The 17,839-nt window shown below is 64.0% G+C and carries 18 protein-coding genes; 7 read left to right on the forward strand and 11 right to left on the reverse strand.

Going from position 1 to position 17,839, the window contains the following annotated elements; all coding sequences use genetic code 11:
• The first annotated feature begins 110 nt into the window (after positions 1-110).
• Entirely contained in the window at positions 111-1,289 is a 1,179-nt protein-coding gene (locus tag AC1Q6X_RS06575; RefSeq protein WP_492495901.1) for a DUF7832 domain-containing protein, read from the forward strand.
• A gap of 1,093 nt (positions 1,290-2,382) precedes the next feature.
• Here the strand turns inward: AC1Q6X_RS06575 and AC1Q6X_RS06580 are convergent.
• Positions 2,383-3,441 carry a site-specific integrase gene (locus AC1Q6X_RS06580; RefSeq protein WP_492495903.1) on the reverse strand — a complete coding sequence of 353 codons (1,059 nt, stop codon included), beginning with the start codon at positions 3,439-3,441 and terminating at the stop codon, positions 2,383-2,385.
• A 182-nt stretch (positions 3,442-3,623) separates the two neighbouring features.
• On the opposite strand from AC1Q6X_RS06580, the gene AC1Q6X_RS06585 reads away from it, so the two are divergent.
• Positions 3,624-4,646: a DNA-binding protein gene (locus AC1Q6X_RS06585; RefSeq protein ID WP_492495905.1), complete on the forward strand. Its 1,023-nt coding sequence runs from the start codon at positions 3,624-3,626 to the stop codon at positions 4,644-4,646.
• Positions 4,647-4,703: 57 nt separating this feature from the next.
• Here the strand turns inward: AC1Q6X_RS06585 and AC1Q6X_RS06590 are convergent, their stop codons facing one another.
• Genes AC1Q6X_RS06590 through AC1Q6X_RS06610 form a run of 5 tightly spaced genes read right to left on the reverse strand, consistent with a single transcriptional unit; the run spans position 4,704 to position 6,941 of the window.
• A complete protein-coding gene (locus AC1Q6X_RS06590; protein WP_492495907.1) occupies positions 4,704-4,979 on the reverse strand; it encodes a hypothetical protein in 276 nt (91 codons plus the stop codon).
• 50 nt (positions 4,980-5,029) lie between these two features.
• On the reverse strand, positions 5,030-5,317 hold the full coding sequence (locus AC1Q6X_RS06595; RefSeq protein ID WP_492495909.1) for a hypothetical protein: 288 nt from the start codon (positions 5,315-5,317) through the stop codon (positions 5,030-5,032).
• Between the two features lie 3 nt (positions 5,318-5,320).
• A complete protein-coding gene (locus AC1Q6X_RS06600; RefSeq protein ID WP_492495911.1) occupies positions 5,321-5,872 on the reverse strand; it encodes a hypothetical protein in 552 nt (183 codons plus the stop codon).
• The gene (locus AC1Q6X_RS06605; protein WP_492495913.1) at positions 5,869-6,303 is read right to left on the reverse strand and encodes a DUF1801 domain-containing protein; all 435 of its coding nucleotides are present in this window, start codon (positions 6,301-6,303) and stop codon (positions 5,869-5,871) included. Before AC1Q6X_RS06605 ends, AC1Q6X_RS06600 begins: the two co-directional genes overlap by 4 nt.
• A gap of 29 nt (positions 6,304-6,332) precedes the next feature.
• The gene (locus AC1Q6X_RS06610) at positions 6,333-6,941 is read right to left on the reverse strand and encodes a hypothetical protein (protein WP_492495915.1); all 609 of its coding nucleotides are present in this window, start codon (positions 6,939-6,941) and stop codon (positions 6,333-6,335) included.
• Between the two features lie 190 nt (positions 6,942-7,131).
• Between AC1Q6X_RS06610 and AC1Q6X_RS06615 the strand changes: the two genes are divergently transcribed.
• The 3 genes from AC1Q6X_RS06615 to AC1Q6X_RS06625 all read left to right on the forward strand — a co-directional run bounded on the left by AC1Q6X_RS06615 (position 7,132) and on the right by AC1Q6X_RS06625 (position 10,977).
• On the forward strand, positions 7,132-8,118 hold the full coding sequence (locus tag AC1Q6X_RS06615) for a VirK/YbjX family protein (protein WP_492495917.1): 987 nt from the start codon (positions 7,132-7,134) through the stop codon (positions 8,116-8,118).
• Positions 8,119-8,129: 11 nt separating this feature from the next.
• Positions 8,130-9,500 carry a serine hydrolase gene (locus AC1Q6X_RS06620; RefSeq protein WP_492495919.1) on the forward strand — a complete coding sequence of 457 codons (1,371 nt, stop codon included), beginning with the start codon at positions 8,130-8,132 and terminating at the stop codon, positions 9,498-9,500.
• Positions 9,501-9,624: 124 nt separating this feature from the next.
• Positions 9,625-10,977, forward strand: a complete 1,353-nt coding sequence (locus AC1Q6X_RS06625) for a serine hydrolase domain-containing protein (RefSeq protein WP_492495921.1) — start codon at positions 9,625-9,627, stop codon at positions 10,975-10,977.
• Positions 10,978-10,980: 3 nt separating this feature from the next.
• On the opposite strand, the gene AC1Q6X_RS06630 is transcribed toward AC1Q6X_RS06625, so the two are convergent.
• From AC1Q6X_RS06630 to AC1Q6X_RS06640, 3 genes are all read right to left on the reverse strand, one after another.
• Positions 10,981-11,334, reverse strand: coding sequence for a hypothetical protein (locus tag AC1Q6X_RS06630; protein WP_230503150.1), 354 nt, complete (start codon positions 11,332-11,334; stop codon positions 10,981-10,983).
• A complete protein-coding gene (locus tag AC1Q6X_RS06635) occupies positions 11,331-12,884 on the reverse strand; it encodes an EAL domain-containing protein (RefSeq protein WP_492495923.1) in 1,554 nt (517 codons plus the stop codon). Before AC1Q6X_RS06635 ends, AC1Q6X_RS06630 begins: the two co-directional genes overlap by 4 nt.
• A 92-nt stretch (positions 12,885-12,976) precedes the next feature.
• Entirely contained in the window at positions 12,977-14,473 is a 1,497-nt protein-coding gene (locus tag AC1Q6X_RS06640) for an MFS transporter (protein ID WP_492495925.1), read from the reverse strand.
• Positions 14,474-14,536: 63 nt separating this feature from the next.
• On the opposite strand from AC1Q6X_RS06640, the gene AC1Q6X_RS06645 reads away from it, so the two are divergent.
• The gene (locus AC1Q6X_RS06645) at positions 14,537-15,433 is read left to right on the forward strand and encodes a LysR family transcriptional regulator (RefSeq protein WP_492495927.1); all 897 of its coding nucleotides are present in this window, start codon (positions 14,537-14,539) and stop codon (positions 15,431-15,433) included.
• 2 nt (positions 15,434-15,435) lie between these two features.
• Here the strand turns inward: AC1Q6X_RS06645 and AC1Q6X_RS06650 are convergent, their stop codons facing one another.
• Positions 15,436-16,005, reverse strand: coding sequence for a helix-turn-helix domain-containing protein (locus tag AC1Q6X_RS06650; protein WP_492495929.1), 570 nt, complete (start codon positions 16,003-16,005; stop codon positions 15,436-15,438).
• Positions 16,006-16,096: 91 nt separating this feature from the next.
• Between AC1Q6X_RS06650 and AC1Q6X_RS06655 the strand changes: the two genes are divergently transcribed.
• A complete protein-coding gene (locus tag AC1Q6X_RS06655) occupies positions 16,097-16,627 on the forward strand; it encodes a GNAT family N-acetyltransferase (protein ID WP_492495931.1) in 531 nt (176 codons plus the stop codon).
• Positions 16,628-16,640: 13 nt separating this feature from the next.
• Here the strand turns inward: AC1Q6X_RS06655 and AC1Q6X_RS06660 are convergent, their stop codons facing one another.
• On the reverse strand, positions 16,641-17,831 hold the full coding sequence (locus tag AC1Q6X_RS06660; RefSeq protein ID WP_070288342.1) for a low temperature requirement protein A: 1,191 nt from the start codon (positions 17,829-17,831) through the stop codon (positions 16,641-16,643).
• Positions 17,832-17,839: the final 8 nt, after the last annotated feature.

Genomic DNA, 17,839 nt, shown 5'->3' on the forward strand with positions numbered 1-17,839 from the left:
GGTAGAATGGATAGGCCGGCACCTCGAAACTCAGGGTGTTGGCAGACACCTTGGCAATTGCGCTGCAGTAATAAACAATTGCCATTTCGATATTCTCATGGGGTTACACAATGGCATATGACAGGATTGATTGGCATTCTGGTGGAAAATATCCCGATGATTTGCCGGAAGAGCATGGCGGTATCCATATCGGCATGTTCCTGGCCTGGCTGGTTCACCAGGACATGGCGAGCAATTTCCACCGCACGGATTCCGCCGGGGAGTTAAGGCGCCTGGTCAGTCGGGAAATTACCGGACTACAATTTCTGATCGATGCTTGCGATGGCAAACTATGGGAAGAAGATCTCAACGATCAGGGCAATGCTTTCGCCGTTGACTATTACGACGCAAAGTCGGCATTTGCCCGACAGCATGGCAGTTTTCTGCAAGACTATTGCGACGTGTTCAACCGTCACGCCGCCGCGCACGGCTTTGAGTATCCGAGCGTCTATCACGTCGAGAATACCTGGGAGAAATTCGATCAACTGAAACCCATCCTCGACCAGCGCTACAGCCAATGGCAAGCGTGGTCGGCCGATCCCGTCAACCGTCATGGCGATCCAAAAGCCCAGTTTCTTCACGCTTGCCAGGAAGTGGGGAAATTTCTCGCGCCCCATGGCTTTAAGCCCAACAAGGCAGGAACCGTTTGGAAGAAGGTGGCTGCCGATAAGGACACCGTTTTCGAGGTGTCGTTCGAGCCCGAGCGCTATAATTCCCGCAGCGATGTGCGCATGCAGGTGGCCCTCTCCATCGCCAGCAAAGCCCTGAAGAAGTGGCTTGCGGAGAACAGGGGCGGAACCGCTTGCAATGGCGCCGTGCTATTCGGCGGCTTGCTTCGGTCCGAAAAAGATGCCAGCTCCATGATCTGGCAAGTGGCGGGTTTGACGGCGCGCTCCTCGATTGAGCAGATGGGCCAGTTGTTTGTCGAACGCGCCCTGCCGCTTTTCTCCTTGTTTGCCGATCGTCCGCGGGCGCTTGAACATCTTGCGTCGCATGGGGGCGGTTTTCCCGCCATTTGCGATCCATCGCCTACCCCTTTGTCATTCCTGTTGTGCTTTGGGACCCAAGAACAGGCGCAGCGGTTTTTCACTGGATACGTTGCTTCCAGACCATCCCCGTGGCGTCGCAATATCTTTCAGACATACACCCAGCTGCAAGCGAACGAAGTGTGGGAATCTTCCGCCTACTCGCACGAAAGCGACATCAAGCTGGCGTTTCAAAGCGGCCTGGTTTTGCCGCAAAAGTCCTGACTTTGCGGGAGGACTCGCGCCAAGCCAGATTTGCAGACGGTCCGGCAGCTACGTTTTACACATAAATACACGATACACTACCGTTACACGAACAGCTTGCAGCGGTAACAGATGAACCACGTTTCTGAAGTTTGTCCGGGCGGAGCGGCCTGTATCGCCGCCCTAGCAGTCGTTCGACTGATACAGCATATGCTTGTACGGAACGCCTACCTGGAAGAACGCCTGCGACGCCGCCAGCATCGAGGGCAAGGATGCTTAAAAGGATTGCTTTTATTGCTCTCGGATTCCTGGCGGGCATTGTCTTCGATATGCTGCCTCATGCGTTTGAGGTCCTTGCAAAGACCAACGTTTGTCGCGAATCATGCTCCAGTTTGCTGAAAGTCATGTCAACCGTCATCTATGCGACCTTGCCAATAACATGGGGCGTGCTCTTGGGCATAGTGACAGGAAAGCCTCACGTGACAAGGATATTGTTCACCAGTGCGCTATTTTCCTTGCTTGTCATGGCAGTATTGACCTGCTTGCTCTACAAGCAGCAACACCCATGATTTTCAAGCTTGTCACAAGACAGGAATCAAGATGCTTTCCTCCTCGCTGGCGGGCAAAAGAATTCGCGTATCAAGCGTTCATGTTCCCCACACCTCGATCGGCACCGCGGACGTGAGCAACGCGAGGCGCACCCTGTCTTGGGAGGTCGAGTGAAACGCATAGGCTTGTCGGTCGGATTTCTCATTGTCGGACTGCTAACAACCTGGGCTGCAATGTATGCCGGCAGTCACATGGCGTTCAGGTTTCATTTCAAGCTGTTGCACCGCGACTCCGGAGCTTGCTACGAGATAGGGCCGTGTTCCGTGTCCTGGTGGGTCATTGCCGCGCTGGTGGCCTATCTTCTTGGCCCATCATTCATTTTTACGGTGACGGGATGGCTTAGCGCACGGCCCGGCGTTACCGCATCTAGAAAATTGCGCAGACTCTTGCTGCTGACAGTCCTTACCACGCTACTGTATTTGCTGGGGTATGCCATCAGTTGAGCTGGCATGAACATGTGCGACGGAATAAATGGCGGTCCGCTGCGAGCTGTTGTCGGGCAGCCTCAGCCCGCTGGCGCCTTCTTCCCCTTCAACAAACTCCCCGCAGCATTTTCTTCAAAGCGGCCCGCCTCTTCTATATAGCCATGCACGGTGCCGTCGTGGCGCCAGCCGCCCTGGCGCTTGATGGCCTGGAAATCGGCGCCGGCGCGGTGCGCGCTGGTGGCCATGCCGCGGCGCAGGCTGTGGCTCGATAGTTCCGGCACGTAATCGAGCCCGGCCAGCCGGGCGCAGCCTTCCAATATCGTGTTGATGCTGCTCGCGTGCAATCCTTTTCCTCCCACATGGCCCCACTGGTTGACGGTGCGCAAGAGCGGCCCGGCGGCGATGCCCGCCACGCCCAGCCAGGCGCGCAGGGCCGTGGCCGGGCAGCAGACGCCGTCGCCGAACGGGATCGCCTTGACGATGCCTTCCCCCAGTTGATCCGTTTTCGAGCGGGGCAAGGTGATCACCAGGCCTTGCGGCTCCCAGCGGATGTCTTCCAGCTTCAAACTCACCAGTTCGCTGCGGCGGAAAGCGCCAAAAAAACCCAGCTGCAGCAAGACGCTGTCGCGCAAGGCCTTGTTGGTGCCCAGGGCGGCCAGCCTGGCGACGATCAGTTCCAGGTCTTCCAGCGGCAGCGCCCTCGCCTTCTTTTTCGGCTTGCCATGCAGGCGCGCGATGCCGGCCAGGGTCTTGCGCACGGTGGGTGTGGACGCGGGGTCGGCAAAGCCCTGGTACACATGCCATTGCGACAGGGCCGTCAGGCGCAGGGCCAGGGTGCGTGCGTTCAGGCTGTCCGCATACGCCATCAGGTAGCGGATGAGGGTGGACTCGTCGGCAGGCAGCGCCCCGCCCCAAGCCTGGAAGTGGCGGATGGCGGAACGGTAGGTGCGGCGCGTGTTGTCGGACGTGGCGGCGGCGAGAAACGCCTTGTGGCGCGCGGCCAGCTCGGCATCGACCAGGGCGCCGTGTAACGGTACAGCAGCCAAGGCGACGTTTTTTGGCACGGCAACACGGCGTTTAGAGAGCGGTAAATCGGGCATGGCGGCGGCGAAATCGGGGTTTTGTACTGGGAGGGTCACAGAATAGCATGCCAAACACCCCCATAACACGCGATAAGCGATCTTATCGTGTTTTATATTTTTGAAAAACGATGAAAATTTATATCGTAATATTACGCGATATTACGTATCATGTAATACGTTACTAAATTTCGTTCATAGGTGATTTCATGGCCCGCACCGGCATTTTGTACTCTGATGTTATGAAAGCAGCCCAAATCGTCGCTGCCGATGGGCGCAATCCCACGGTCGACAATGTGCGCGAAGCGCTGGGCAGCACGGGCAGCAAGAGCACCATCGCACCCTTGCTCAAGCGCTGGAAGGAAGAGTTTCAGGGCACGGGCGCCGTGAAAACGGAGTCAGGCTTGCCGGCCGAACTGATGGAAGCGATGCGCGGCGTCTATGAAAAGCAGCAGCGCGACGTGGCGCAGCAACTGGAAACGGGCATGCAGCAACACCGCGCCGAACTGGACGCCGCGCTGGAAACACTGAAGAAGACGGAAAGCGAACGGTTGAAACTGACGGAGGCGCGCGCCGCCCTCACCCAGGAATTGCGCGCCACCCAGCATGCGCTGGCGCAACTGAAGGAAGAACACCATTTCCGCGCCGTCACCCTGGCCACCCTGCACAGCGACAATGCGGGCCTGACGCAGCGCCTGGCCGACCGCGGCGAGGAAATCGCCGCCCTGAACCGCCAGCTGGCGCAGGTGCGCTCGCAGTTCGACCATTACCAGGAAGCGGCCGCGACCCAGCGCAGCGAGGAACGGGCGCAGGCGCAGCAACGGATCAGCCGTCTGGAGCAGGATAACGCGCAGCTGCAGCAGCGCCTGCAAGGCCAGCAGGCGACCCTGGTGCAGCAGGACATGCGTTTGGCGCAGCTGCAGGCCGAACACACGCGCCTGGCTGATGAAGCGGCCGCCGACCGCGATGCGCTGGCCACCGTGCGTCCCGAGCGCGACCAGTTTGAATTTCAATATTTGCAGGCGGCCGCCTCGGCCGACGCCCTGCTGGCCAAGCTGGACACGGCCTTGCTGGCGCTGAACGACGCCAAGGTGGCGCTGGCTGCACAGGACAGACAGCTCGACATGCTGGCGGAAAATACCCAGGCAGCGCAGCAGCGCGCCGAAGCGCTGGCGCTGGAACGCGACGCCTTGCTGCGCGACAATGCCGGCATGGCGGCAAGGCTGGCACTGCTCATGGATAGCCAGGAGAAACGCGCTGTTTGAGCTTGTCTACATGGTATGGGATCTCTATGACGGTCGCGGAACGGGCCTGGCCAGCGCTCAAGGCTTGCCCCAGTATTTCGCCTGCCAGATGACGGCCGACGGGACGAGTACGCACAGCATTTCACCTTGACACCGATCAACGCGACGCTGCTGGCGCTGGCAACTGAGCAATGAGACATCTTCCGCCGCCGGGAGCTGCAATTTCAAACGGGCACCGTCGCACTGGACAGCCATCGCGGACACCGTGGCGTCGACGTCCGCCAGGATGCGCTCGAGGACGCCATCCAGGCTGCCCTGGTGCCGCTGCTGCGGCAAAGCCGCGCTGCGCGCCACTTTTTACATCTTTTCCTGGATGCCGCCGAGACCAAGCCGTGCCGAGAGTATCAAGCAGGCCGGCGGCGCGCCAGCACCAGGCCGAGCGCCGTATCGGGAAACTTGCGCCATCGCCTGGGCGGCGTGGCACGCACGCGATTCTCGACCGCTGCCAACTGCTCGGCGTCGTCCGCTTTCAGGGTGGACGCCAATAGTTGCTCTTGCCTATGTCTCTCCATGCGATTCGCCCGTGCCTTGGCGGCGTGAATCGCCTTGCGCGAGGATTTACTGTTTTCGCCATAAGTATTGCGGCGGTCTTTGGCGTAACTGAGGTGTTTCTTTTCTTGTGGCGTTTTCATGGGCTACAAACGGCGGTTCAGCACGCTGTCGATATCGTGGGTTTTCAGCTCGGCCTGGACCGCGCCGTCCTGCAGCCAGTAGCCTTCGCTTCCCTGTTGCAGCGCGTCCATGTCGAGCGCGCCCAAGGTTGGCGCGATGGCGCCGGCAAGCAAGGCCGCCGCGTCGTCCCATGCCGCATACAACAGTTTCAGGTACCAGCCGTCGTCGTGGGCAAAGGCGAGAAAGCGGCTGCGCAAGGCGGCAGGCGGCGTGAGCGCGCCACGATGGTCAAGCATCGCGGCCACGTCCGCATCGCCGGGGGCCGGCGGCGCGCCCTGCCAATCGGCCCAGGCGTGGCTGCCCCAGGCATGGATATCTTCATGCGCCAGCGCTGGCAATTGCTGCCGCGCCAGGGTCTGGTAGCCGGCAGGTTTCCTGGGCGTCCCGGCGCTGCCCTTGCGCAGCACGATGCCGTCCGCATGCAGGAGCGCGGGGATGACATCGTTGAATTCGATGCCGGAAGCGACCAGCATGCGCTCGGCCGGGTCGTGCCAGATATACAGATAATGTCTCAAGTATTCGTCCGTTTTGGTTTTGGCGCCGTATTTGCGGCCACGGCGGCGCGTATCAGCGCCTTGAACGCCGCGGCATCGAGATGCTCGCCTTCGTGGATGTCGATGGCCCGGCGCGTGTTGCCGTCCAGGCTGGAATTGAACAGGCCGGCCGGATCGGGCAAGGCGGCGCCCTTGGCGAAGGTGAGTTTCACGGCCAGTTTATACGTTTCGCCCGTGCAAATCATGCCCGCATGCGACCAGACGGGCACGCCGCGCCATTTGACTTCTTCGACCACGTCCGGGTCCGCCTGGTGGATCAGTGCGCGCACGGCGGCCAGGGTCTTGCCGCGCCAGTCCGCCAGCGAGGCGATTTTCGCGTCGATCTGGCTGGCGGGCGATTCCGTGCCTGCCGCTTCCCCGGCGGGCGGCGTACTTGTTGCGGCTTTTTTCATGGTTCACGTCTCCTTCCTGTGCGCTTGTCTTACTGCGCAGGATCGGCCATGCAGTTGGCAAGCGAAGCAATGAATTGGTCGCGCAAGGCCTGGTATTGGGCGTCCGTGGCAAAGTCGCGCGGGTCGGCCGGCTGGTTCAACACGTAGGCGCTGGCGACCGTGCCGCTGGCGGCATGCAGCAGCGTATAGAAACTGATAATGCCCGGTGTCTCCGCGATGCTGGCGTTATTCAATCCTAGCACTTCCACGCCCTGGCGCGCGTCCGTTTTCAGCGGCACCTGATGCGGCGGCTTGCTGCTGGCCGACATCTCCTGCATTTGCGCCACGATGGTCTCGCGGTCGGCGGCAAACTGGCCTGCGGCGCTGCGTTCGATCTTCAGATTCGCGAGGGGCAAGCTGCTCTTGCGGAACAGCATCAGCCGGTAGCCATCGGCCGTCGAGACCCGGCGCTCCCCCGCCGCCATCTTGACGACGCGCGTGGTCGCGCTGGCCGGCAAGCGGTCCTGCGTTTTGAACTGGAACTCGCTGCGGTTGATGCATTGTGCCAGCGGCGCCAGAAGATCGGCCGTGCGGTCCTGGGCGTGGGTGGCCTGCGCGGCGAGCAGCATGGGGATGGCAAGCAAATGGCGGAGTTTCATGGGGTGCAATCATTTCATCGGGTTACAGTGCCGCGAGCATAACCGGCCACGTTGCCAAAAGGCAAATGTTTAGTTTCCATCCTCTAGATACCGTGGGAATAGCTTCTTAATATGAAATTCACCTGGCCCGCGTAGCATTCAAATTGGCAAGGCTCTCATTGTGCAGCGCCTGCCATTTTCCGGCAGAATCATGAATGACATCGCTTTGACCTTGCACCACGGCGCCGCCGTGCCGCCCGCCACGCCACCCGCAGTGCCACTATATTCCGCCAGCGGCCACCGCCTGAAAGCGGCCTTGGGCGCCCTCTTCTTTCCCCGCCAGCGCACGCGTTGGCACGCCTTCCTCGGCAGCATGCCGGGCTTGAACTCGCTGGCGCAGCTGCATCCCTGCCTGCGCTTCAAGATTTACCGCCCATACGCCTCGCGCCGGCTCGGTTGCGCGGATCGCCTGGCCTTGCTGGAAGGACATTACCGCTTCCTGTGGCAAGCGGGTGCGCGTGCGCTGGTCGAACGGGCCGCGCGCGAACCCGTGGTGCTGGCCGCGTTCGACGGCAAAGATGGGGCGCAATACCGTTTGCAGCTGACGGCCATCCACGACAGCTACCGCGAGGGCGAACTGTGCCTGCGCCTGACGCGCGACGACCTGCCCCTGTACCTGGCCAGTTTTTTGTTCGTGCCGCGCGCCGATGGCGTCTCGCTGCAGCTGGGCGCGCTGCAAGGCTTGCGCTCGGAAGCGGGCAAGCTGGCCGTCAAGGACGCCACACGGGCGCTGCACGGTTGTCGTCCGAAAAACCTGATGGTGACGGCCTTGCGCGACTTTGGCGATTTTTTTGCCTGTACCAACCTGTTCTTGATCAGCAACGACAACCGCATCGCCCTGAATGCACGCCGGCGGCGCCATATCGCCGCCGATTACGACCAGGCGTGGCAGGAATTGCATGCCTTGCGCATGCGCGACGGCAATTATCACTTGCCCTGCGCGGCTTACCGCATGCCGGATCTGGCCGGGGTGCCATCGAAGAAACGCGCCGATGCACGCCGGCGCGGCGAATTGCTGCTCGGTATGGCCGCCGACATGCGCGCGCAGCTGGCGGCCATGATCGCCGCACCATCTTGCCAAAACGGCTATCTTGCCAGTGATGCTGTTATGCTGTATTCCCACCAATCACTTTCCTGACGGAATCGACGATGCCTCCACGCTTACGCACCCTGCTGCTGCCCCTCCTGTCCCTGTCCGGCGCCGCCGTGGCCGCGCCCACCCTCGACGCGGCCATGCGGGAACGGGCGGAAACATTGGTGCGTGACGGCAAGCATGCGAGCCTGGTCATCGCCGTGATCGACGGCAAGGACAGCGCCGTGTACGGCTTTGGCCGCGCGCGGCCCGGCGACCAGGGCGTGCCCGATGCCGACACCGTGTATGAAATCGGCTCCGTGACGAAAACCATGACGGGCTTGCTGCTGGCCGACGCCGTCGTGGCGGGCAAGGCGCAACTGGAGCAGCCGGTGGCCGAACTGCTGCCCGCCTACGCCATCCCCGCGCTGGCGGGCCAGAAAATTACCGTGGGCCAGCTGGCCACGCACTTTTCCGGCTTGCCCCGCCTGCCCGCCAACCTGGCGCCGGCGGACATGCGCAATCCCTACGCCGGCTATGGCGAGGCGCAGCTGCGCACCTTTTTGGCCGGCCATGCGCTGGCGCGCGCGCCGGGCGCCGCGTATGAATACTCGAATCTCGCGTATGGCTTGCTGGGCACTGCCCTGGCCACGCAAGCCAACATGTCTAACGAAGAACTGCTGCAAGCGCGCATTTTCCGTCCGCTGGGCATGGCCAGCAGCTCGGCAGTGACGACGCCCGCCCTGCGCGCGCGGCTGGCGCCCGGCCACCTGGCCGATGGCAAGCCGGCCGCGAACTGGGATTTCCAGGCCATCGCGGGGGCTGGCGCCGTGCGTTCCAGCGCGCGCGACATGATTGCCTACATGCAATCGTACATGCGGGCGAGCAGTCCCGCGCAGCAGCTGGCCGTGCAGCCGCACCGGGTATTGGCCGGCGAAGGTGAAGGCGACGGCGTGAAAAAGATCGGCCTGGCGTGGATGCTCGACCAGGTCAAGGGCCAGCCTTTCGCCTGGCATAACGGGCAGACGGGCGGCTATGCCAGCTTTGCCGGCTACACCCTGGACGGCAAGCGGGGCGTGGTGGTGCTGAGCAGCACGGCGCGCGACGTCGACGCCCTGGGCGTGGGCGTGCTGCTGCCCGGCAGCCTGCCGCCGCCGAATGCCCCGGCGCCGAAGGAAATCGCCATCGCCCCGTCCGAACTGGCGCAATATGCGGGCCAGTATGCGCTGGCGCCCACGTTTGTCCTCAGCGTGCGCCAGGGTCCCGACGGCTTGCTGGTGGGCGCCACGGGCCAGCCCGAAGCGCCCGTGTACGCGAGCGCGAAGGACACTTTCTTTTACAAGGTGGTCGAAGCGCAACTGGTGTTCCAGCGCGACGCCCAGGGTGCCATCACGGGCGTCGTCCTGCACCAGAACGGCCAGGCCATGCCGGGCAAGCGCAAACCTTAGCAAAGCGGCAAAAGTGGCATAAAACTCAGGCGCCCTTCATGTTGGCGCCGTATGCTTCCCAGGGCATGCCAGCCATCTTATCCAGTTGCCGGCGTGCATTCGGCCCACCCTGGACAAGGTTCCCATGACACCCACTTTCGCCCTTCTCCCCCTTTGCCTGCTCGGCGGCGCCGCCCTGGCCGAGCCCGTCCTGGACGACGCCGTGCGCCAGCGCGCCGAGGAACTCACGCGCACGGGCATGCTCCCCAGCATTGTCATCGCCGTAATCGACGGCAAGACCAGCGCCGTCTACGGCTTTGGCAGCGTGCATGCAGGCAAGAACACCAAGCCGGGCGCCGACACTGTCTACCAGATCGGTTCCGTCACCAAGACCATGACGGCCTTGCTGCTGGCCGACGCCGTCGTCGAAGGCAAGGTCAAACTCGACGAGCCGGTGGCGGCAGTATTGCCTGGGTACACCATGCCGGCCTTCGACGGCAAGCAGATCAGCCTGCTGGACCTGGCCACGCATTATTCCTCGCTGCCGCGCCTGCCCGACAATTTCGCGCCCAAGGACCCCGCCAATCCGTATGCGGACTACACGGAAGCGAAGCAGCGGCAGTTTCTCGCCGCCTACCATCTGCCCCGCGCGCCGGGCACCAAATTTGACTACTCGAACATCGGCTATGCCGTGCTGGGCACGGCCCTGGCCGCACAGGCCGGTACCAGCTATGAAGCGCTGCTGCAAAAGCGCATCGCCGTGCCGCTGGGCATGCGCTCGACGTCGAACACGCCCACGCACGGCATGCTGGCGCGCCTGGCGCCCGGTCATTTGCTGTCGGGCGAGCCGACACCCGCCTGGGATTTGAACGTGGTGGCGCCGGCCGGCGGCGTGTATTCGAGCGCGCGCGACATGGTTGCCTACCTGCAAGCGTACATGTTCAAGCCGCTGCGCCCGTATGCGCTGGCGCTCAAGCCGCAGCGGCAGCTGGCACCGGACAGCGAGACGAAAATCGGCCTGGCGTGGCTGCTGGAGCAGCGGCAGGGTCAAAGCTACGCCTGGCACAGCGGCCAGACGGGCGGCTACACCAGCTATGCGGCGTTCACGACGGACGGCAAGCGGGGCGTGGTGGTGTTGACGAACGCGGCGCGCGATATCGACGCGCTGGGCTTATCCGCCCTGCTGCCCGGCACGCCCTTGCCGCCGCTGAAAAAGCCGCCGGCCGCCATCGAATTGCCGCGCGCCGCGCTGGCCGAGTACGTGGGCGAGTATCCATTGGACAAGGATTTCACGTTGACGGTGACCTTGGGCAAGCATGGCCTGGAAGCGGCAGGCACGGGCGTCGGCTCAGCCCCCTTGTTTGCCAGCGCGAAAGACGCGTTTTTCTTCCGCGCCATCGAGGCGGACCTGGCCTTTACGCGCGATGCGGCGGGCAAGATCGCCGGCGCCGTGCTCACGCAAGGCGGACAGGACGTGGTCTTGCCGCGCAAGCAGTAAAACCTAGGCTGCCGGGTCCTGCATGAATTGCTCGACCCGGGCGATGAATTGCGCCTTGCTGCGCGTGCGAAATTCACCGAGGAAGGCGTCGCTGCCCTGGACGATCTTGCCGTGGCGGTCGTATGCCACCTTGCCCATTTCCAGCACGAACTCACCCTGCGGATCGTCTTCCGGCTCGAAGTGCGAATTGAAGCAGTAACCGCTGTCGCGGCAGCTGCCCCACAGCAGCAGCGCGCTGCTGAACCATTGCATGGTGTCGGGCCCCGGCTCCACCTCGAACAGGGTGTTGACGGTGATGTGCCAGCCGCCCGGGACGCGCAGCGGCTGCAAGGGATAGGGAAAGCGTGGCTGTTTCATGGGGGCGATGGCAAGCGGCGGCTTGCGTAAAAGGCGAGGAAGTCCAAGGCCGGCAGCGCTTTGGCAAACAGCCAGCCCTGGCCGAATTCGACCTTGCGTTCCAGCAAATAATCGGCTTGTTGCTGCGTTTCGATGCCTTCGGCCACGATCAGCATGTTCAGAGTGCGCGCCATGGCGATGATGTGCGGCGTGACGCTGCTGGTGGCCGCGTCCGTGCCGATGGTGTCGACAAAGGATTTGTCGATTTTCAAGGCGTCAAGGGGCAGGTTTTGCAGGCTCGACAGGCTGGAATAACCGGTGCCGAAGTCGTCGATGGCCACGGCGTGGCCCCGTGCCCTGGCTTTTTCGATGGTGGCGCGGGCCGCTTCCACGTTGATGAAGCCCCGTTCCGTCGCCTCCAGCCAGATTTGCTGCGCCTCGATGCCCGTGCCGGCCAGCGCCCGTTCGAGCACGTCGAGCACCCTGCCCGTTTCGATGTCGCTGGCGCACAGGTTGATGGCGATGTGCAGTTCGCGGTCGGCCAGCAGCGCGGCGCGCATGTCGGCGATGACGCAGGCGATCACCTGGTCCGTGATGGGCAGGATCAGGTCGCTTTCCTCGGCCACGGGGATGAACAGGTCGGGTCGTATCATGCTGCCGTCGGGACGGCGCCAGCGTATCAGCGCCTCGGCGCCCACGCACACGCCCGTGTCGAGCGCGATGATCGGTTGATAATGAACAAAGAATTCGCGCCGCTCGACCGCCGTTTCCAGTTCGCCGCGCAAGGACAGCCGGCGGCGCGACAGCCAGATGACGATGCCGACGATGAAGGCGGCCATCAGCAGGCCCAGCGGCAAGAGCAGCAGCTGTTCGCGCCGCAGCCTGTCGTTGAGCTTGCTGCGCGGCTCGATCATGACGGCCGTCAAGCCATCGCGGTACAGCGTCGCATGGATGTGGCCGTCCGCCGCTGGCTGGCCGGCGAGCAGGGCCTGCACCACGGCCGGGTCGGGATGATGGAGGGTGTCGAGCACGCCCTGCTTGCCGATGGCCACGGCCATCTGGATATCGCTGTCGACGATGACGTCGGAAAAGCGTACGGGATCGATCAGCACCTTGTAGGCGCGGTGGGACAGCCCCACCATGCGCTTGCCGCCGCTGACGACGGGCCGCAGGTTGAAATCGATGCCCATGCCGTTGGCCAGGGTGAAACCGGCAGGCGTGACGGCGATGCGCGCTTCTTCGATGCCCGTGGACGTGCATTTGAGCAAGCCATTTTCCACGTAGCCGATATCGTCGATGCTGCGCGTGGTGACGGTGATGCGGCGCAACTGCTGGATATGCGCGTCCGAACACGGCGCCAGGTGCAGCGCATCGGCGCTGCGCAAGGCGAGCCCGGCCGACGCGATGGAGCGGTGGGCGCGCTCGAGCGCGTAGCCGGCCAGCAGGCGCAGGCGTTCCTGCTCGCCCTGCTCGGCGCGCACGGACGACAAATAGAAGGCCAGGCTCAGGGGGGCGGCCACGCCGATGACGGCGACCAGCACGCTGGTCACGATAATGCGTTTTCTGCGCATGCTACTCCCTGCGGTAGTTATATGATTGCCATGTATTTCTCGATGGCATCATATTACAAGTGCGGGCGGCGCACGCGCATCTTGCTGAACAGTTACACTTTTTCCAGCGGCCGCGCCAGCACGAACACCAGCGCCGCCACCACGGCCGCCAGCCCGCCAGCCAGATACAGCACGCTGGCAAAGCCGTCGATGAAAGCGTGGCGCGCCGCTTCCTGCGCCACGGCTTGCAGCGCGGGCGGCAGCTGGCCGAAGGCGTCGGCCGCGTTGCCGGCGACGATGCGCCCGATCATCTCGGGCGAGGCTTTCAAGCCATGCAGCCACGCCAGTTGCTCGAACGAGGCGGCCGTGCGCATGGCCAGCACGGCGCCCAGCGCGCCCACGGCCAGCACGATGCCGACGAAGCGCGTGGTGGTGCTGATGCCGGAACCCATGCCCGTGCGTTCGCGGGGGATGCAGGCGAGGATGGCCTTCTGGGTCGTGCCGTTGAGTAATCCTGCGCCCGCGCCCGTGACGACCATGCCGGCTGCCACCCAGCCGTACTGCAGGCTGGCGGCGGCCAGCGCCGTGGCGACGTTGCCCACGGCGACGATCAGCAAGCCCGTCACCAATATGCCGCGGTCGTCCAGCACCCGCATGGCGCGCGGCGCCAGCCTTGACAACACCACCATGGCGACGGCGAACGGCAGCATGGCGCAGCCGGCCAGCACGGCGGAAAAGCCGAAGGCGTTCTGCAGGTACAGCGGCAAGAAGGTCATCATCACTTGCGCGGCGATGGCGTAGCCGAACATGCCCAGCACGGCGCCGACGAACACGCGCCGGCCAAACAGCGATAAATCGACCATGGGCGCGCGCTGGCGCCGTTCCACCAGCACGAACACTACCAGCAGCGCCGCGCCGGCCGCAAAGCGCAGCATGGTGGCATGGCTGGACCAGCCCGCCACGCTGGCGTCGATCAAGCCCCATATGATGCAGAACAGGCCGGCGGAAAACAGCAGTGCGCCCAATGGATCAAAACTGGCGTTGGAAGCGTCCTTCGATTCGTCCACGTGCCTGCCTACCAGCCACATCAATATGGCGACGACGGGCAGGTTCAGGTAGAAAATCCAGCGCCAGTTGATGACGCTCGTAACGAGGCCGCCCAAGAGCGGCGCCACCGTCATGGCCACGCCCATGGCCGCGCCCCACACGGACCAGGCGCGCGCCCTCTCCTTTTCCGCATGAAAGGTGTGGCCGATGACGGCCAGCGCGGACGTGAGCAGCAGCGCGGCACCGAGTCCCTTGACGGCGCGCGCCACGTTGAGCACGAACGGCGTCCACGCCAGGCCGCACAGCAGCGAGGCCAGCGCGAACACGGCCAGGCCATACAGCATCACTTTGCGCCGTCCCAGGCGGTCGGCGATGCTGCCGGCCGGCAACAGGAACGAGGCAAACGCCAGCATGTAGGCGCTGACCACCCATTCCACGTCGACGAAGCTGGCGTTGAGCGAGCGGGCGATCGACGGCAGCGAGACGGCGACGACGTTGGTGTCGAGCATGATCAGCGCGCACACGCCCGAGCAGGTATAGAGGGTCCAGTTGGTATTCTTCATGCCTGTATTTTAAGCAGGCTGCTGTTATTTCCTGTTATAAGACAAGCGCCTTATAATTTACCCATGGTGAATACAGACAAAGACATGGAATTGCGGCATTTCCGCTGCGTGCTGGCCGTGGCGCACAGCCTGCACTTCGCGCGGGCGGCGGCGGAACTCGGCATTTCGCCGCCCGCGCTGACCAAGCAGGTGCAGGAAACGGAGCAGCTGCTGGGCACGCGCCTGTTCCAGCGCAGCAAGCGCGCCGTGTCCTTGACGGCGGCCGGAGAACTGTTCGTGCTGGAAGCGGCGCGCGCGCTGGAGCAGCTGGCGCAGGCGCAGGACGTGGCGCGCCGGGCGGGACGGGGCGAACTGGGACGGCTGGAAATCGGCTACGTGGCTTCGGCCGCATACTCAGGCGTGCTGCAGGGACAGTTTGCGCAGTTTCGCGCCAGCCACCCCGGCATCCGCATCGGCGCGCGCGAATACGCGATGGATGCCCTGCCCGGCTTGCTGGACCAGGGCAGAGTCGACCTGGCCTTCGTGCGCCCGCCCCTGCACTTGCCGGACGGACTGGACAGCGTGGTGTTGCTGCGCGACCGCTTCGTGCTGGCCGTGCAGGCCGACAGCCCGCTCGCCGGGGTCAACGCGGCTTCACCGGCCGCGCTGGCGCAGCAGGCGTTCATCGTGCCAGAACAGGAATTGGGAACATTGGAGGTGAGCCGGCGCGGCGGCTTTGCGGCGCAGGTGGTGTCGCGCCCGGGCAGCCTGGTGGCCGTGCTGACGGAAGTGTCGCTGGGCGTGGGCTGCGCCATCGTGCCCCACTCCGTGATGGCCAGCGTGCAATTGCCCGGCGTGGTGTTCCGCGAACTGGCAGCGCCGCAGATCAGCTCGGAAATCGCCGTGGCCTTCCGCCGCCACGAACAGGCGCCCGCCGCGCGCGCCTTCATCGCCCAGCTGCGCGCGGCGGCGCTGGCTTAAGGTCAAGCGCCTTTCAATACCGCCACGGCGTAGGTGCAGGCCGTAGTCGTTTCATTCCTAAACACGCAGTCGGCCGGCGGACCCAGTTCCAGGCAGTCGCCCTCGTCCAGCACGTGGCGGGTCTCCCCTTCGATGAAGACGAGGCTGCCGCTGAGCGCCCAGATCAGCTGGCGCCGCGCCACGTAGGCGGCGGCCGGCATGGCCACCACGGCGCCCGGCGGCAAGGTAATGTGCACGAGGTCGAGCGGCATGTCGGACGCGGGCGACACGTGGCGCCGCACATAGCCGCTCTGCGGGTCGACCCACACGGGCTGCTCAAGCTTGCGCAGCAAGCGTCCCTCGCGCATTTCCGCGCGGGCGATCAGTTCGGACATGCTGAGGCCGAAGGCGCCCGACAGGCGCGCCAGCAAGGTGGCCGTGGGGCTGCAATCGCCGCGCTCCACCTTGTGCACCATCGCGCGCGACACGCCCGAGCGGGCCGCCAGGTCCGTCAGCGACCAGCCCAGGCTTTCCCGCTCGAGGCGCACCCGGGCCCCGATGCGCTGGTTCAATTCGTCTGGTTTAGTGGACATATATCGGGTTCCATTCGGATTTTATTGGACAAGGCGTGGGCGGCACTCTATTATTTGTCCATTATAGTAGACGACTAGCAAGGAGATCAACATGCACATACGCGATGCCCACGCGGGCGATATCGAGGCCATCACGGCCATCTACAACGATGCCGTCAGCCATACCCTGGCCATCTGGAATGAACGGACAGTCGATGCGGCCAACCGCGCCGCCTGGCTGGCCGACCGCGAGCGGGCCGGCTATCCCGTGCTCGTCGCCATCGATGCAGAGGAAAAGGTGGCTGGCTACGCCTCGTTCGGCGACTGGCGCCCGTTCGAGGGTTTCCGCCATACGGTCGAGCATTCCGTGTATGTGCGCGCCGACAGCCGTGGCGCCGGGGTCGGCAAGGCCTTGATGGGGGAACTGATTATGCGGGCGCGCGGCCTGGGCAAGCATGTGATGGTGGCGGGCATCGAGGCGGGCAATGCCGGCTCGATCGCCCTGCACAAGCAGCTGGGCTTCGAGGAAGTGGGTTTGATGCGCCAGGTGGGCACCAAGTTCGGCGCCTGGCTGGACCTGGCGTTCTTGCAGCTGCAACTCGATGCGCGCAGCGATCCGGACGACATCGCGCCGGCCGGTTGAGGTCAAACAGACGTCAAGGATCAATCTCCGGCGGCGGGCGGCGCAGCGCCATATGTTCCCACACGGCCACCAGTACCAGCACGCAGCTCGTGATGCAGGCCAGGATCAAGGGCGAATACAGGCGGCCGTAGGCCATCGGGATCAGCGCCAGAATGATCAAAATGCCCAGCAGATGCGACAGCGGCGGCGCGGTGCGGTCGCTGCTGACCCATTTGAATAGCGCATTGCCCAGCAGATACAGGATCGGGCCGCCCAGCAAGGCGCTGATGCCGGCGAAGCTTGCTTCATCCGGATGCACGAGGGCCAGTTCATCGGCCACGGCACTGACGATCACGCCGCCCACGATCAGCACGTGGATATACGTGTAAGCCTTGCGGGCGATGCGGCCCGGGTCCTTCGAGTGGGCGATGCGGTGGTGGCCCGCTTCGGCGCCCGTGTCGAAATAAATCCACCACATGGCGATGCTGCCGACCAGAGCAGACAAGAAGCTCAGCCAGTTGCCGGCCGTCCATTCCAGGCCCGCGAACGTGGCGCCCGTCACCAGCAAGGATTCGCCCAGGGCGATGATGACGAACAGGCCGCAGCGTTCGGCCATGTGGCTGCCATCGACGTCCCAGTCGGCCGTCGTCGAGCGGCCCAGGCCCGGCATGCCGAACAGCATCCATGGTCCGGCCAGGTCGATCAGCAGGGCCGCGGCCCACCAGAAGATGCGCTGCTCGGGCGACGCGATGCCGCCGGCGATCCAGAAGATGCCGGAGAGCACGGCCCACAAGGCGATGCGCTGGAAATTGCGGCGGCGCGCCAGCGCTTCATGGCGCACGGCCCACCAGGCGAACAGGGGACGGCCCACCTGCATGGCGACATAGGCGCCCGCAAAGCCCAAGCCCCGCGTGCCGAACGCTTCCGGTATCGAGGCCGACATGATGAGCCCGCCCAGCATCAGCGCAAACAGGCTGATGCGCACGGGAATGCGCTCGGGGTCGAGCCAGTTGGTGATCCACGAGGTGAAGATCCACACCCACCAGACGGCCATCAGCAGCAAGCCCGTCTGCAGCCAGCCCATGGCGCTCAGGTGCGCCAGCAAGCCGTGCGACAGCTGCGTCACGGCAAACACGAACACGAGATCGAAGAACAGCTCGATCATGCCCACCTTGCCGCTGTCCAGCCCGCCCCGCGTGCGCAACAGCGATTTACTTAATTCCATAGCGACTC

The sequence above is a fragment of the Janthinobacterium sp. GW823-FHT06H09 genome, from assembly GCF_058794735.1.

Bases quoted from the DNA above. Each gene is read 5' to 3' on its own strand.
- AC1Q6X_RS06575 (WP_492495901.1), top strand. From the start codon at position 111: ATGGCATATGACAGGATTGATTGGCATTCTGGTGGAAAATATCCCGAT.
- AC1Q6X_RS06585 (WP_492495905.1), top strand. From the start codon at position 3,624: ATGAAAGCAGCCCAAATCGTCGCTGCCGATGGGCGCAATCCCACGGTC.
- AC1Q6X_RS06595 (WP_492495909.1), bottom strand. From the start codon at position 5,317: ATGAAAACGCCACAAGAAAAGAAACACCTCAGTTACGCCAAAGACCGC.
- AC1Q6X_RS06605 (WP_492495913.1), bottom strand. From the start codon at position 6,303: ATGAAAAAAGCCGCAACAAGTACGCCGCCCGCCGGGGAAGCGGCAGGC.
- AC1Q6X_RS06610 (WP_492495915.1), bottom strand. From the start codon at position 6,941: ATGAAACTCCGCCATTTGCTTGCCATCCCCATGCTGCTCGCCGCGCAG.
- AC1Q6X_RS06615 (WP_492495917.1), top strand. From the start codon at position 7,132: ATGAATGACATCGCTTTGACCTTGCACCACGGCGCCGCCGTGCCGCCC.
- AC1Q6X_RS06620 (WP_492495919.1), top strand. From the start codon at position 8,130: ATGCCTCCACGCTTACGCACCCTGCTGCTGCCCCTCCTGTCCCTGTCC.
- AC1Q6X_RS06625 (WP_492495921.1), top strand. From the start codon at position 9,625: ATGACACCCACTTTCGCCCTTCTCCCCCTTTGCCTGCTCGGCGGCGCC.
- AC1Q6X_RS06630 (WP_230503150.1), bottom strand. From the start codon at position 11,334: ATGAAACAGCCACGCTTTCCCTATCCCTTGCAGCCGCTGCGCGTCCCG.
- AC1Q6X_RS06635 (WP_492495923.1), bottom strand. From the start codon at position 12,884: ATGCGCAGAAAACGCATTATCGTGACCAGCGTGCTGGTCGCCGTCATC.
- AC1Q6X_RS06640 (WP_492495925.1), bottom strand. From the start codon at position 14,473: ATGAAGAATACCAACTGGACCCTCTATACCTGCTCGGGCGTGTGCGCG.
- AC1Q6X_RS06645 (WP_492495927.1), top strand. From the start codon at position 14,537: ATGGTGAATACAGACAAAGACATGGAATTGCGGCATTTCCGCTGCGTG.
- AC1Q6X_RS06650 (WP_492495929.1), bottom strand. From the start codon at position 16,005: ATGTCCACTAAACCAGACGAATTGAACCAGCGCATCGGGGCCCGGGTG.
- AC1Q6X_RS06655 (WP_492495931.1), top strand. From the start codon at position 16,097: ATGCACATACGCGATGCCCACGCGGGCGATATCGAGGCCATCACGGCC.
- AC1Q6X_RS06660 (WP_070288342.1), bottom strand. From the start codon at position 17,831: ATGGAATTAAGTAAATCGCTGTTGCGCACGCGGGGCGGGCTGGACAGC.